The sequence below is a fragment of the Serratia sp. YC16 genome (assembly GCF_009707615.1).
Lineage (GTDB): Bacteria > Pseudomonadota > Gammaproteobacteria > Enterobacterales > Enterobacteriaceae > Serratia > Serratia surfactantfaciens.
In genome coordinates, this window is sequence record NZ_WLYN01000002.1 from 367,703 (window position 1) to 382,541 (window position 14,839).

Below are 14,839 nucleotides of genomic sequence, written 5' to 3' on the forward strand. Positions count from 1 at the left end.
TATTTTTAATGAGTTTATGGCGGTGACGCATGCTGTCGTGATCACACCGGGGGTAGGGGAATGAACAATCCGCATAAAAATCAACCAATATCGCCACTCTCCTTGGTGCGTAACATATGGGGTTACAAGCAGCTGATTCTGCAGATGACCAAACGCGAAGTGATTGGTCGCTACAAAGGTTCTGCGATGGGGCTAGCCTGGTCATTTTTAAACCCTTTGTTTATGCTCGTTGTCTATACTTTCGTCTTTTCAGTCGTCTTTAAAGCTCGCTGGTCCGTCGGCGGGGACGAAAGCCGCACTCAGTTTGCCGTGATCCTCTTTGTCGGCATGATTGTGCATGGCTTTTTTGCTGAAGTGGTGAACCGTGCGCCGCAGATCATTTTAGGAAATACCAACTACGTGAAGAAAGTGGTGTTTCCTTTGGAAACCCTGCCGGTGATCAGCCTGTGCGCTGCCCTGTTCCACACCTTGATCAGCCTGCTGGTTTTGCTCTGTGCCTTTTTCCTGTTCAACGGCTATTTGCACTGGACGTTGGTATTTACCCCGCTGGTTTTCTTGCCGTTGGTTATTTTTTGCCTCGGTTTGGGATGGATCCTGGCCTCCCTTGGGGTCTTTATCCGCGATGTCGGCCAAACTACGGTGATCATTACCACCGTAATGATGTTTTTGTCCCCGGTCTTCTTCCCAATCACTGCGTTGCCGGAGAAGTATCGGATTTGGATTATGCTCAATCCTCTAACATTCATTATCGAGCAGGCGCGTAATATTTTGATCTGGGGTCAGATGCCTAACTGGAACGGGCTGGCAGTTTACACGCTGGCCGCGATGTTAGTAGCTTGGCTGGGTTATGCCTTCTTCCAGAAAACCAGAAAGGGGTTTGCAGATGTCCTCTAACGATGTTGCGATTCAGGTTAGCAATTTAAGCAAGTGCTACCAAATCTACTCTCGTCCGCGCGACCGTCTGAAGCAGTTCTTCGCCCCTAAACTGCAGCGCGTAGCGAGGAAAGAGAGCCGTACGTATTTCCGTGAGTTTTGGGCCCTCAGAGATGTGTCCTTCACGATAAACCGCGGCGAGACCGTCGGCATTATCGGCAGAAATGGGGCGGGCAAGTCCACGCTGCTTCAGATGATATGCGGTACGCTGACACCGACGACCGGTGACATTAGCGTCAACGGTCGAATCGCTGCCTTGCTGGAGCTGGGGGCGGGGTTTAATCCTGAGTTTACCGGGCGAGACAATGTCTACCTTAACGGTAGCGTCTTGGGATTAAGCAAGGCTGAGATCGACTGCAAGTTTCAAAGCATTCTCGATTTCGCGGATATTGGCGAGTTTATCGATCAGCCGGTAAAAACCTACTCCAGCGGGATGTATGTGCGGTTAGCGTTTGCAGTGCAAGCCTGTATTGATCCGGAGATTTTGATCGTCGATGAAGCGCTGGCGGTAGGGGACATCGGCTTCCAGTATAAATGCTTTAAAAGGATGGAGGCGCTGAAAAAGCAGGGCACTACCATTATTATGGTGACTCATTCAACAGGCAGCATTCTGGAATATGCCGATCGCTGTCTGGTTATGAGCGATGGCCAATTGATCGGCGATACGACGGACGTTCTGGCTGCGGTGTTGGCCTATGAAAAGGGCATGCTGCTTTCCGAAAAAAAACAGGAGCCAGTTGTCTCTTCCTCTGTTGATTCTTCCGCCAGGTATGGAATTGAAGATCTCCGCGCACTGCAACAAGCGTCGGTCAATACAGAAGTGGATGAAAAACGCTTTGGTAGCGCACGGGCGATTATCGAGTCGTTCTCGGTCATCAAAGGCGATGGCACGCCGCTGGCTGACAAGCCTTTAGTCAAATCAGGTGAAGAGTTGTACTTTAACTTTACTCTGGCGGCTTCAGAGACGATCAGTGATGTTGTTTTGGGGATCTCGATTTCTCGTGCTCAGGGGGGGGACATTTGGGGGGATAACAATATCGGCGCCGGGCACCCTCTGACACTGCAACCGGGTGTACAAACGTTGAAATACAAAGTCAAGTTGCCAATCAACGCCGGCGATTATCTGATCCACTGCGGTCTGGCTTGTTTTAATAATGGCGAGAGGGAAGAGCTCGATCAGCGTAGGCCGATCGGGAAAATTAAGTACTGGTCCTCACGAGAGCTCGGCGGAGTGATCCATGCTCCAATCCAAATCGTTGCCGACGGGGTGTCATAATGATCAGCGTTTTCTTGCCGGCTTACCCCTTTAGAGGCGTCAAAGCGCCCTATTTGTGGTTTTTCTATCGCGTTTTGAGCTCGATGAAAGAGCCCGTTTATTTCATGATGGGCAACGATTACCTGTGTTCTCTTGAGCAATGGGAAAGTGAGAATCGTTGGGAGCTTGAGGACGACTCGCAAAAGCGTCTGGGCTTCCAATTGCCAGACCTGAACCTGCTGAGTGATAAACATAAGGTCAGTGTGATTGATGAGTCTTTTTTCAGTCACTACATGGAAAAATGCTTTAACAACCCCGATGCGCTCTTTAAGAAGTTCATCACTGAAGTGATTCCTGAGCTTGAGGCGGTCCTGTTTGCTGCGCTAAGCCAGGAAAGCCACATCGAGTGCGTATTGACATGGTGTAATTGCCCCTCCTTAAATGCGGCAGCGAAAAGAAGAAATATTAAAGTCGTCAACCTTGAGTTAGGGCCATTGCGTTCGCCAGAGTATTTGTCGACCGCTTATTTTGACTTTAGCGGGGTAAACGGCAATACGGAGGCGGAAAGACGCTACTTGAGTAGCGATTACCGTTTCAATATGAACGCTCAAGTGGCGCAACTCCGCGAGTTTTTTGCAGATTCGCCCCCGGCGATGCCAAGTGTGCTTCAAGATGATGAAGACCGAGCGGAAGACAAGTTTGATGTCGGTATTGCGCTGCAGGTTGAAAATGATTCCAATATCATCGCGTTCAGCAACTCTTTCAATAATCAGTCATTGCTGGACTATGCCGAGTTCACTTTCCCTGGGAGACGCCTGGTTCGTAGCCACCCTGGCAGTCGCTTCACCTTGCAGGCAGGACACGATGTTATCGACCATTCGGCAAACAGCATCGGCTTTATCCATCGTTGCAAACATATTCTGACGATTAACTCAAGTGTGGGTCTGGAGGCGATGTTGTTGGACGTCCCCGTGACCGTGTTGGGTGATTGTTCATACGCGTTCTGTAATGTCGCCAATCAGACAGAGAAGGTAAAGCGCCTTGCCTTCTACCTGTTCTCCTATTTGGTGCCTTTTGAATTATTGTTTGATATCAACTATATTCGTTTCCGGCTTTCCTCTCCTGATGAAGCGGAAATAATAACGAAACACGTCAATTATTATATTACCCGTGGTGATGGCATGCGTGATGCGGAAATGGAAAAAAAGGCCTCTTCCATTATCGAAGATGGAAGTGTTGAAAGGACTGTTTGTACCTTAATGAATACAATTGAAGATTTGAACTCGGCATTGGCAGCCAAACAGGCTGAGATCGGCGTTCTGGAAGAAAAAGTCGGTGAGTTGGAGGCTACGGTCAGTGAGCAATCCGAAGAGATCATCGTCGACGTCGTAGTCCCTGTTTATGGTGGGTTGGAAGAGACTCAGGAATGTATTGAGTCCGCCCTGGCGACTTTGCCGCACTGGGCTCAGCTGGTGGTTATCAACGATGCTTCCCCGGAGCCTGAACTGACTCAGTGGCTACGGGATCGGGCCGAGACGGCGCGTTTCAAACTACTTGAAAACGAGCAAAACCTGGGTTTTGTAGCAACGGTGAACCGTGGCATGAAGCTCAATCCAAAGCGGGATGTCTTGTTACTCAACAGCGATGTTGAAGTCGCTAATGATTGGCTGGAGCGTATTCGCGAAGCGGCTTATTCACGTAGCCGAGTCGGTAGTATTACTCCATTCTCAAACAATGCGACCATTTGCAGCTTCCCTAATTTCTGTGAAGACAATGAACTCTTTATGGGAATGAACGTACAGCAACTGGACGATCAGTTCTCGACTTATGGTAGAGAAAACAACCTGGTGGAAGTGCCGACCGGTGTAGGCTTCTGCATGTATATCCGTCGGGATTGTTTGAATGAAGTGGGGTATTTCGACGTCGAAACCTTTGGCCGTGGTTACGGCGAGGAAAACGACTGGTGTCAGCGTGCGGCAAAAGCCGGATGGCCTAACTTCCATCAGCTCAACGTCTTTGTCTACCACAAAGGCGGCGTTAGCTTTGCCGGTGAACAGAACCCGCGCAAAATGCGAGCGCTGGAGCTGTTGAACGAACTCCATCCGAACTACACGAAAGATGTGATGGACTTCATTGCACACGATCCGGCAAAAAAAGCGCGTCAACAGATGCTGCTGCGTATTTTGGCCAAGAAAGACGTCAGCAAAGTCTTGCTGGTCTCTCATAAGATGGGCGGGGGAGTTACCCAACATTTACATGAGTTGGTCAAGTTTTATAAAGATAAGGCGCATTTCCTGCTGTTAACTCCGGAAGAGGAAGGGCGCAGCGTTGCGTTGTCGTTAAATACGAACGAGGCAGTGTACCGCGAGAAGTTCATTATTGATGTCGCTCATGGTTATGACACGCTGGTTAACTTGCTGCGCTTTATTGGCGTTGGGCACATTCATTTCCATCATATGATCGGCGTTGCCGATAAAATTGGCGAGTTGAAAAATAGCTTGTCATGCACCTATGACATTACGATTCACGACTATTATTTCGTGAACGCGAACCCGACGTTGACCGATAAAAACGGCATCTTTGCCGGTGATGTTATCGCTATCCGCGATAAACTTTGCAGTGAACACTACCCGATTCCGGGGGGGATGTCAGCGGAACAATGGCGGGCTAAACTGCTGCCATGGATCGAAAACGCCGAGCGAGTTATTTTCCCTTCTGCCGATACGCAAGTCCGCTTTATGCGCGATTTTCCGAGTTGCGCACAAAAGAGTGTGATTGCCTGGCATCCGGATTACGAAGTTGCCGTTCCTTATCCTGAAGTTAAGTCCACCTACCAGGCGGGGCAGAAGCTGAAGGTGCTTGTGTTGGGTGCGATCAGCCGTGAAAAAGGCGCATTGATGCTGGATGAAGTCGCTAATGACTTGAAACACGAAGATATCGAGTTTCATCTATTAGGCTACGCTTTCCGTCCCTTGTGCGATGCCGTCAAAGGCCATGGCGCTTATTCAAGCCGCGATCTGCAGCAGAAACTGGATGAGATCAAGCCGGACGTCATTTGGTACCCGGCTCAATGGCCTGAAACTTATAGCTATACGCTCAGTATCGCGCTCGAATATGGTATTCCCGTTGTCGTTCCGAACATTGGCGCTTTCGGCGAGCGTGTTGTCGGCCGTCGTGATAGCCGGGTGATAGCATGGGATACTTCCGCCAAGAAAATGTGCGAGCTCTGGCGTTCTTTGCGTACCGATCCGCAAGCTTTCTTTGCGGCTGCTGATGCGTCGGCAGTGCTGGATCTTTCTCACGCAGAACGCGTAGGGGACTTCTATCGGGACGGTTATCTGCAGACTGATTGGTTGCGGGAAAGCGAGTTGGGGCGTATCGATTATAAAGCCCTGCTGGCATCTGTTTACGCCTCTGCTTATGTAGAAGTTGTTGCCGTAACACCAGCCGCACCGCAAGGCCGTAAGGAGAAATTACTGGCCATTCTGTGGCGGCTAAGCAAGCACCCGGCGTTGGCCTGGGGCGTAAAATTAGTGCCTTACCGTTTGCAGCGTTATGTGAAGCGAATTCTGTCGCGCAGAGCGATCCATGAGATCATCGGCTAACGAGACAGAGAGTAAGTCTCTTGCATAAAAAACCGGCGCTATAGCGCCGGTTTTTTTATAGCAAAGAGAGCGAGAGGACGCTTCAACGGCGCGACTGGCACTACTTAATGGCCAGTTCATCCGTATTAATAGCAGATGTGGCCGACGGTATCGCTTTCTTGCGCAGGAAGCGTCTTTCCACTAGGTGCCAGGATAAAGCGCCGAGGAGCAGGGTCATTAAAGCGCTGAACAACATGCTGCTGTAAAAACCTAACGATGTATGGTTTATAACGATTTGCTGCACGGGGAACGCATAAATATATACGCCATAAGAGTAGTCAAACCGACCATAGATAAGTTTGTCCGTCAGCGAGACACCAATGATAATGACCAATGTAGGGATAATGAGGTAGCCTAAAACCCGCAACTCATAACTCCCTTTCAGTACATAAAGTAAAACGATACCTGAAATGAAGAGGGATTTCTTGGCGTTTCTATTATTCCAACTGCTTTCTGTTAATGCCATTAATGCACCGCAGAAGAAGGCGACGGCACGTGGTGTAAATAGTTGCAGCGAAATTGAATAAAAACCAAGTGTCGTTGGATTTGACAGGAAATAAATAGTTAGCGCCACCATGGAGAGCAGGACGACGAGTATTGGCTTGATATTTTTTGCGAAGCAAAAAGCGACGGCAAGAATAAGATAACAAGCGAACTCTAATGGCAGCGTCCAGAGACTGCCATTTATCGCGTTAGGATAAATGTAATGCTGGGCCATAGTGATTGGGTCAGCACCGCGCAAGGCGACCAGGTTAATCGCTGCAATCAACGATCTTTTAGTGAAGACACTTTCAGGTTGTAATGCTAAGCCTAAGGCGACGTATAAAACGAGGCTGCATACGACAAGTGCTGGGAATATTCGCTTTATTCTCTTTTCCATAAACGAGACAAAGCTCCCGCTTCTCATCCCTGACTGAGCGATCAGATACCCGGAAACGCCAAAGAATATGACAACGGCTAATCCGCCAAAGCTTTCAAAGCCCAGAAAAGAGGGCTCGGCTTTGCCACTCAAAGCAAAATGATGCGAATAAAGGACAAGGAATGCTGCAAAAATACGAATAACATCAAAACAGTTTTTTTGATGAGAATAGAGAGGCTTCATTTTCTTTTTTTACACAAAAAATGGGTTGCTGGATTTTAGTTCATCTCACTTCAAGTTTAAAGTTTTTCCCCTCATTGACTTCCCTTTTTGTCAGTGTGTGTAACAAAATGTGAACTCGCGTGCTATGAATTTGTGCTGTGATGTGACCTATCGCACCAATCACTACCCACCCGGCTCAATCCTGAGTTAACATGTGTGCCACATCACAAAACCTGCTGGCCGACGTTGCCGGCAGGGTCATCCTCAGACAGGAGTTCCTAAATGTCCAAGCAACAAATCGGCGTTGTCGGCATGGCGGTAATGGGCCGCAACCTCGCGCTGAACATCGAGAGCCGTGGTTACACCGTTTCCATTTTCAACCGTTCTGGCGACAAAACTGACGAAGTGATCGCTGAGAACCCGGGCAAGAATCTGGCGCCGTATTACACCGTTGAAGAGTTTGTTGAATCGCTGGAAAAACCGCGCCGCATCCTGCTGATGGTGAAAGCGGGCGAAGCAACGGATAAAACCATTGCCTCGCTGACTCCGCACCTGGACAAGGGCGATATCCTGATCGACGGCGGCAACACCTACTATCAGGACACCATCCGTCGTAACCGCGAACTGTCCGACCAGGGCTTCAACTTCATCGGCACCGGTGTTTCCGGCGGTGAAGAGGGCGCGCTGAAAGGGCCTTCCATCATGCCTGGCGGCCAGAAAGAAGCGTACGAGCTGGTGGCGCCAATCCTGGAGAAAATCGCGGCGGTCGCGGAAGGCGAGCCTTGCGTAACCTACATCGGCGCAGACGGTGCCGGCCACTATGTGAAGATGGTGCACAACGGCATCGAATACGGCGACATGCAGCTGATTGCTGAAGCCTATTCTCTGCTGAAGCAGGCGCTGAATCTGAGCAACGAACAGCTGGCCGAAACCTTCGCCGAGTGGAACAAGGGCGAGCTGAACAGCTACCTGATCGACATCACCAAAGACATCTTCACCAAGAAAGACGAAGAGGGTAAATACCTGGTCGATGTGATCCTGGACGAAGCTGCCAACAAAGGCACCGGCAAGTGGACCAGCCAGAGCTCGCTGGATCTGGGCGAACCGCTGTCGCTGATCACCGAGTCGGTGTTCGCACGCTACCTGTCCTCGCTGAAAGACCAGCGCGTTGCTGCCTCTAAAGTGCTGACCGGCCCGAAAGTGGCGCCGTTCACCGGCGACAAGGCCGAGTTCATCGAGAAAGTGCGTCGCGCGCTGTATCTGGGCAAGATCGTGTCCTACGCGCAGGGCTTCTCTCAGCTGAAAGCCGCGTCTAAAGAAAACAACTGGGATCTGCACTACGGCGAAATCGCCAAGATCTTCCGCGCCGGCTGCATCATTCGCGCCCAGTTCCTGCAGAAGATCACCGACGCCTATGCGGCGGACGCCGATATCGCCAACCTGTTGCTGGCACCATACTTCAAGCAAATCGCCGACGAGTACCAGCAGGCGCTGCGTGACGTGGTGGCCTACGCCGTACAGAACGGTATCCCTACGCCGACCTTCTCCGCCGCGATCGCCTACTACGACAGCTACCGCTCCGCAGTGCTGCCGGCGAACCTGATCCAGGCGCAGCGCGACTACTTCGGTGCGCATACCTACAAACGTATCGACAAGGAAGGCGTATTCCACACCGAATGGATGGAATAAGCCCGCTCGTTGAGCGATAAAAAAAGCCGCCGAGGTTAACGCCCGGCGGCTTTTTTATTGCGCGTAATTTAGCGTCACGCTTTTTTCTGATGCCGCTCGCGCAGCCGGCCGATCACCGCGCTCAGATCCAGATCCTGGTCCTGCAGCAGCACCAGCAGGTGATAGATCAGGTCCGAGGCTTCGTTGGTCAGCTCTTCGCGATCGTTGACCGTGGCGGCCAGCGCGGTTTCCACGCCTTCCTCCCCGACCTTCTGCGCGATGCGCTTGGTGCCGCTGGCGTACAGGCTGGCGGTGTACGAGCTGTCCGGGCTGGCGTGCTTGCGCTCCGCCAGTAGCTGTTCCAGCTGATAGAGGAACGTCCAGTCGCTGGTGGCCGGGTGGAAGCAGCTGCTGTTGCCCAGGTGGCAGGTCGGGCCGATCGGGTTGGCCAATACCAGCAGCGTGTCGTTATCGCAGTCCGGCGTGATGCTGACCACCTTGAGGAAGTGGCCGGAGCTTTCACCCTTGGTCCACAGGCGCTGCTTGGTGCGTGAGAAGAAGGTGACGTTGCCGCTCTGCTCGGTGGTCGCCAGCGCTTCCGGCGTCATGTAGCCCAGCATCAGCACTTCGCCGGAAACGGCGTGTTGCACGATGGCGGGCATCAGGCCGTCGGTTTTTTCCCAGTCCAGCTGGTTTCTCTGTTGTTCTGTCAGCACACGCGAATCTCCACGCCTTGTTCAACCAGGAACCTTTTCAGTTCGCCGATATTGATGATTTGTTTGTGGAACACCGACGCCGCCAGTGCGCCGTCGACGTCCGCATCGCGGAACGCCTCCAGGAAGTGTTCCATGGTGCCCGCGCCGCCGGAGGCGATCAGCGGCACCTTGCAGACTTCGCGCACCAGGCGCAGTTGCTGCAGATCGTAACCGTTGCGCACGCCGTCCTGGTTCATCATGTTCAGCACGATCTCGCCGGCGCCGCGGCGCTGCACTTCCTGCACCCAGTCGAGGGTTTCCCACTGGGTGATGCGGGTGCGGCTCTCATCGCCGGTATATTGGTTGACGTGATACTTGCTGGTTTCACTGTCAAACCAGGTATCGATGCCCACCACGATGCACTGTACGCCGAAGCGATCCGCCAGGCGGCTAATCAGGTCGGGGTCGGCCAGTGCCGGGGAGTTGATGGAAATCTTGTCGGCGCCGAAAGACAGGATCTGGCTGGCATCCTCGGCGCTTTTAATGCCGCCGGCGACGCAGAACGGAATATCAATCACCTCCGCCACGCGCGATACCCAGCTTTTGTCCACCACCCGGCCGTCGCTCGAGGCGGTGATATCGTAAAATACCAGCTCGTCCGCACCTTCTTGCGCATAGCGCTGCGCCAGCGGCACGATGTCGCCGATGATTTCGTGGTTGCGGAACTGCACGCCTTTCACCACTTGCCCGTCTTTAACATCCAGGCACGGGATTATCCGTTTTGCCAGCATGCGATCGCCTCCTCAACGCTAAATTTACCTTCCAGCAGGGCGCGCCCCACGATCACGCCGGCAACGCCGCTGCCGCGCAGCTGGGCGATGTCGTCCAGATTGCCGATGCCGCCCGAAGCCTGAAAGGCCACCTGCGGATAGCGGCGGCTAATCTCCTGATACAGCGCCACGTTGGAGCCGGCCAGCGTGCCATCGCGCGAAATGTCGGTGCACAGCACGTGCTTCAGGCCGTAGGGCAGGAACTGCTCCACCACCTGTTCCAGCGTGGCGTCGGAATCTTCCTGCCAGCCGCTGATGGCCACGCGTTTTACGCCCTGCGCATCGATGCGCACGTCCAGCGCCAGCACCAGTGCGTCGGCGCCATAGCGCTCGAACCAGCTTTGCACCAACTGCGGCTGTTTCACCGCGGTGGAGCCGATCACCACGCGCGTGGCGCCGGCCTCCAGCAGAGCGCTGACGTCCTGCTCGTTGCGGATGCCGCCGCCGACCTGCACCGGCACGTCAACCCCCGCCAGCAGTTTGCGCAGCAGCGGGATCTGGCGCGCGGCCGGATCCTTGGCACCGGTCAGATCGACCAGGTGCAGCACCTGCGCGCCCTGTTGTTGATAGTCCTGCAGGCGCAGCAGCGGATCGTTGCCGTAGTCGCGCTGTTGGCCGTAATCGCCCTGGTGCAAACGCACCACGTTGCCGTCGATCAAATCCAAAGCCGGAATAATCATGCTGCCTACATCTCCAGAAAGTTTTTCAACAGTTGCGCACCGGCCGCTCCAGAACGTTCTGGATGAAACTGCACGCCGAAGAAGTTGTCTTTTTGCACGGCGGCGGTGAAGGGCTCGCCGTAGTTCGCCTGAGCGATGGTGCTGGAGCATATCGGCATCGCATAGCTGTGAACGAAATAGAAGTAGGCACCGTCATCGATGCCGCGGAACAGATGGTGGCCCGCCTGCGCAGACACCTGGTTCCAGCCCATGTGCGGCAGCGGCAGGCCGAAGTCGGTCATCTGCTTCACCGGCGTATCGATGAGGCCGAGCGTGGTTACGCCGCCGTTCTCCTCGCTGCTGGTCGCCAGCAGCTGCATGCCGAGACAAATGCCCAGCACCGGCTGCGTGCAGGCCTTGATCAACTCGATCAGATCGCGCTCGCGCAGCTGATCCATCGCCGCCTGCGCGGTGCCGACGCCCGGCAGGAACAGCTTGTCGGCGCGCAGCACGATCTCCGGATCGCGGCTCACCTCCGGCTGATAACCCAGGCGCCGCACCGCGTAGGTGACGGAGGCCAGGTTGGCGCAGCCGGTATCCAAAATCACCACGTTCATCACAGCACTCCTTTCGAGCTCGGCAGGGTATTGCCTTCGACGCGGATCGCTTGGCGCAGCGTGCGGCCAAACACTTTGAACAGGCTCTCGACCCGGTGGTGGTCGTTTTTGCCCTTGGTCTTCAGGTGCAAAGTACAGCCCATGGTATAGGAGAGCGAACGGAAGAAGTGCTCGACCATTTCAGTGCTGAGATCGCCGACGCGCTGATAGTTGAACTCGGCCTTGTACTCCAGGTGCGGGCGGCCGGAGATATCCAGCGCGCAGCGCGCCAGGCATTCGTCCATCGGCAGCACGAAGCCGAAGCGGGCGATGCCGCGCTTGTCGCCCAGCGCCTTGTTCAGCGCTTCACCCAGCGCCAGACCGGTGTCCTCTACCGTGTGGTGATCGTCGATATACAGGTCGCCTTTGACGTCGATCTCCATGCGAAAGCCGCCGTGGGTGGCGATCTGATCCAGCATGTGGTCGAAGAAGCCGACGCCGGTTTTGATCTTGCTGCCGCCTTCGCGATCCAGCCAGACGTTGACGTCGATTTGCGTCTCTTTGGTTACGCGGTTAACCCGCGCGTGACGGTCGCGCAGGGTCAGCTGGCGCACGATCTCTTTCCAGCCCAGCACGCCGCGCTGGTAGCGCAGCCCCTGAATGCCCATGTTTTCCGCCAGCTGCACGTCGGTCGGCCGATCGCCGATCACGTAGCTGTGGGCGGCATCCAACACGCCGGGTTCGAGATATCCCTTCACCAGCGCGGTTTTCGGCTTGCGGCAGTCGCAGTTGTCCGCCGGCAGGTGCGGGCAGATCAGCACATCGGCGAACTGAATGCCCTGCGAGCTGAGGATCTGCATCATCAGGTTGTGCGGCGGATCGAAGGTTTCCTGCGGGAAACTGGCGGTGCCGAGCCCATCCTGATTGGTGATCATCACCAGCTGATACCCCGCCTGCTGTAGCGCCAGCAGAGAAGGGATCACGTCCGGCTCGAGCGCCAGTTTGTCCAGGCGGTCAACCTGGAAATCTTCCGGTGGCTCGGCGATCAGCGTGCCGTCACGATCGATAAAGAGGATTTTTTGGCTCACATTGGCTCCTGGCGAGTCTGGTTGGCGCCGGGCAGGGCGGACAAGGCGTCCACCACGCGTTGACATTCGTCGCGGGTGCCTATGGTGATGCGCAGGCAGCCGGACAACCCGGGCTGTTTGTTTTGGTCTCGTAAGATAATGCCCTGATCCCACAAGCTTTTAAACACATTACTTGAGGCGGTGAAGCGGGCCAGCAGGTAATTGCTGTCGCTGGCGAAAACCTGCTCGACGCAGGCGCATTTTTCCAGCTGTTGCTGCAGCCAGCTGCGGGTGGCTGCGATGTCGGTGACGCGCTGGCGCATGGTGCGGATGCCCTCTTCGCTCAGCGCCTGTGCGGCGATATCCGCCACCGGCGTCGAAAGCGGGTAAGGCGCGATCACCTTCAGCAGCAGGGCGATCAGATCTTCGTTGGCGAGCGTAAAGCCGCAGCGCAGGCCGGCCAGCGCAAAGGCTTTCGACAGCGTGCGCAGGATCGCCAGGTGCGGATAGTCGCTCAGCCAGCCGGCCACTGAAGCCTGCGGACAAAACTCGATATAGGCTTCGTCCACCGCGACGATCGCCTTGCCTTTGGCCAGCTCCAGCAGGCTGCGCAGAGAGTCCGGGTCGATCAGGTTGCCGGTCGGGTTGTTCGGGCTGCAGACGTAGATCAACTTCACGTTGTCCAGGCTGTCTGCGATGGCCGGCAGATCCAGCTGCCAGTCCTCTTTGGCGGCCACGGTACGGCGCTCCACGCCAAAGGTTTCGGCGCTGACGGCGTACATGCCGTAGGTCGGTGGGCAGAACAGAATGGCGTCTTTACCCGGCTCGCAGAAGGCGCGGATCAGCAGCTCAATGCCCTCGTCGGCGCCGCGGCTGACCAGCACCTGTTCTTTCTTCACCCCGGCGTAGGCGGCATAACGTTCGATCACCTGCGCCGGCTGGCACTCCGGATAGCGGTTGAAGGTTTGCGAGGTCAGCTGGAATTCCGGCGCGATCGGGTATTCGTTGGCGTTGAGCCACACATCGCCCTTACCGCCGAGGCGGCGCGCCGATTGATAAGGGGTCAGCTCGCGAACGTTGGCGCGCGCCAGTTTTTCGATGCTCATGCTTGCTCCTTCAGGGCGGCGACGCGCAGGGTCACGGCGTTTTTGTGGGCGATCAGCTGCTCGGCGGCAGCCAGCGTCTCGATGGTGGCGGCCAGGTTGCTGAAACCCTGCGGCGTCAGCTCCTGCACCGTCATGCGTTTTTGGAAGTCGGCCAGCCCCAGGCTGGAGCAGGTGGCGGTGTAGCCGTAGGTCGGCAGCACGTGGTTGGTGCCGGAGGCGTAATCGCCGGCGGACTCCGGCGACCAGTCGCCGAGGAACACCGAACCGGCGCTGGTGATGCCGTCCACCAACTCGCGTGCATTGCGGGTCTGAATGATCAGGTGCTCCGGGCCGTAGCGATTGCTGATTGTCACGCACTCTGCCAGATCGCGTGCCACGATCAGGCGGCTGCTTGCCAGCGCCTGGCGGGCGGTGTCGGCGCGCGGCAGCTCGGCCAACTGGCTTTCCACCGCTTCGGCCACCGCCTGCGCCATCGCCGCGTCCGGCGTCAGCAGGATCACCTGAGAATCCGGGCCGTGTTCGGCCTGCGACAGCAGATCCGAAGCGACGAACGCCGGGGTGGCGCCGGCGTCGGCGATCACCAGCACTTCCGAAGGGCCGGCCGGCATATCGATGGCCGCGCCGTCGAGGCGTTGGCTGATCTGCCGCTTGGCTTCGGTCACGAAGGCGTTGCCCGGTCCGAAGATCTTCGCCACGCGCGGCACGCTTTCGGTGCCGAACGCCAGGGCGGCGATCGCCTGCGCGCCCCCGACCTGAAACACTTCCTGCACGCCGCACAGCTGTGCCGCATACAGGATCTCATCGGCGATCGGCGGCGGCGAACACAGCACCACCCGGCGGCAACCGGCGATGCGCGCCGGCGTCGCCAGCATCAGCACGGTGGAGAACAGCGGCGCCGATCCGCCGGGAATATACAGGCCGACCGAGTCGATGGGGCGGGTCACCTGTTGGCAGCGCACGCCAGGCTGCGTTTCGACGTCTACCGGCGGCAACCGTTGCGCGTTGTGGAAGGTTTCCACGTTGGCGACGGCCACTGCCATCGCCTGTTTGATGTCATCGCCCAGTCGGGCGCAGGCGGCGGCGATCTGCTCGTCGCTGACGCGCAGCGCGGCGACCTGCGCCTTGTCGAAACGGGCGCTGTAGTCGCGCAGCGCCCGATCGCCGTTGGCCTTCACGTTGTCGAGGATCTCACTCACCGTGCGGGTGATGCTGTCGGAAGCGGCGATGGCCGGGCGCATCAGCAGCTCGGCCTGGCGTTCGGCACTGCACGTTGCCCAATCGATCGGCGTGTTGAAGGTCGACATG

The 14,839-nt window shown here is 55.9% G+C and carries 12 protein-coding genes; 4 read left to right on the forward strand and 8 right to left on the reverse strand.

The window, feature by feature from the left end:
- The first annotated feature begins 60 nt into the window (after window positions 1-60).
- Genes GKN89_RS09165 through GKN89_RS09175 form a run of 3 tightly spaced genes read left to right on the forward strand, consistent with a single transcriptional unit; the run spans window position 61 to window position 5,793 of the window.
- On the forward strand, window positions 61-894 hold the full coding sequence (locus GKN89_RS09165; protein WP_154746834.1) for an ABC transporter permease: 834 nt from the start codon (window positions 61-63) through the stop codon (window positions 892-894).
- The gene (locus GKN89_RS09170; RefSeq protein ID WP_154746835.1) at window positions 884-2,209 is read left to right on the forward strand and encodes an ABC transporter ATP-binding protein; all 1,326 of its coding nucleotides are present in this window, start codon (window positions 884-886) and stop codon (window positions 2,207-2,209) included. The genes GKN89_RS09165 and GKN89_RS09170 overlap by 11 nt, the downstream gene beginning before the upstream one ends.
- Complete coding sequence (locus GKN89_RS09175; protein WP_154746836.1) at window positions 2,209-5,793, forward strand: glycosyltransferase; 3,585 nt, start codon at window positions 2,209-2,211, stop codon at window positions 5,791-5,793. The genes GKN89_RS09170 and GKN89_RS09175 overlap by 1 nt, the downstream gene beginning before the upstream one ends.
- A 100-nt stretch (window positions 5,794-5,893) precedes the next feature.
- Here GKN89_RS09175 and GKN89_RS09180 read toward each other — a convergent pair whose 3' ends face one another.
- The gene (locus GKN89_RS09180) at window positions 5,894-6,934 is read right to left on the reverse strand and encodes an acyltransferase (protein ID WP_154746837.1); all 1,041 of its coding nucleotides are present in this window, start codon (window positions 6,932-6,934) and stop codon (window positions 5,894-5,896) included.
- Window positions 6,935-7,195: 261 nt separating this feature from the next.
- On the opposite strand from GKN89_RS09180, the gene gndA reads away from it, so the two are divergent.
- Window positions 7,196-8,602 (forward strand): NADP-dependent phosphogluconate dehydrogenase, encoded by a 1,407-nt coding sequence (gene gndA / locus GKN89_RS09185; protein WP_004938815.1) that lies wholly within the window; start codon window positions 7,196-7,198, stop codon window positions 8,600-8,602.
- Window positions 8,603-8,676: 74 nt separating this feature from the next.
- Here gndA and hisIE read toward each other — a convergent pair whose 3' ends face one another.
- From hisIE to hisD, 7 genes are read right to left on the reverse strand one after another with little or no spacing between them, the layout of a single operon-like run.
- The gene (hisIE, locus tag GKN89_RS09190) at window positions 8,677-9,297 is read right to left on the reverse strand and encodes a bifunctional phosphoribosyl-AMP cyclohydrolase/phosphoribosyl-ATP diphosphatase HisIE (protein WP_370520188.1); all 621 of its coding nucleotides are present in this window, start codon (window positions 9,295-9,297) and stop codon (window positions 8,677-8,679) included.
- Entirely contained in the window at window positions 9,291-10,067 is a 777-nt protein-coding gene (gene hisF, locus GKN89_RS09195) for an imidazole glycerol phosphate synthase subunit HisF (RefSeq protein WP_154746838.1), read from the reverse strand. Before hisF ends, hisIE begins: the two co-directional genes overlap by 7 nt.
- The gene (gene hisA / locus GKN89_RS09200; RefSeq protein WP_004938806.1) at window positions 10,049-10,786 is read right to left on the reverse strand and encodes a 1-(5-phosphoribosyl)-5-[(5-phosphoribosylamino)methylideneamino]imidazole-4-carboxamide isomerase; all 738 of its coding nucleotides are present in this window, start codon (window positions 10,784-10,786) and stop codon (window positions 10,049-10,051) included. The genes hisF and hisA overlap by 19 nt, the downstream gene beginning before the upstream one ends.
- A 5-nt stretch (window positions 10,787-10,791) precedes the next feature.
- Window positions 10,792-11,382: an imidazole glycerol phosphate synthase subunit HisH gene (hisH, locus tag GKN89_RS09205; protein WP_063919082.1), complete on the reverse strand. Its 591-nt coding sequence runs from the start codon at window positions 11,380-11,382 to the stop codon at window positions 10,792-10,794.
- On the reverse strand, window positions 11,382-12,449 hold the full coding sequence (gene hisB / locus GKN89_RS09210) for a bifunctional histidinol-phosphatase/imidazoleglycerol-phosphate dehydratase HisB (RefSeq protein ID WP_198635507.1): 1,068 nt from the start codon (window positions 12,447-12,449) through the stop codon (window positions 11,382-11,384). The genes hisH and hisB overlap by 1 nt, the downstream gene beginning before the upstream one ends.
- Entirely contained in the window at window positions 12,446-13,534 is a 1,089-nt protein-coding gene (gene hisC, locus GKN89_RS09215; protein ID WP_154746839.1) for a histidinol-phosphate transaminase, read from the reverse strand. The genes hisB and hisC overlap by 4 nt, the downstream gene beginning before the upstream one ends.
- Window positions 13,531-14,838, reverse strand: a complete 1,308-nt coding sequence (hisD, locus tag GKN89_RS09220; RefSeq protein WP_063919083.1) for a histidinol dehydrogenase — start codon at window positions 14,836-14,838, stop codon at window positions 13,531-13,533. Before hisD ends, hisC begins: the two co-directional genes overlap by 4 nt.
- Between the last annotated feature and the right edge of the window lies 1 nt (window position 14,839).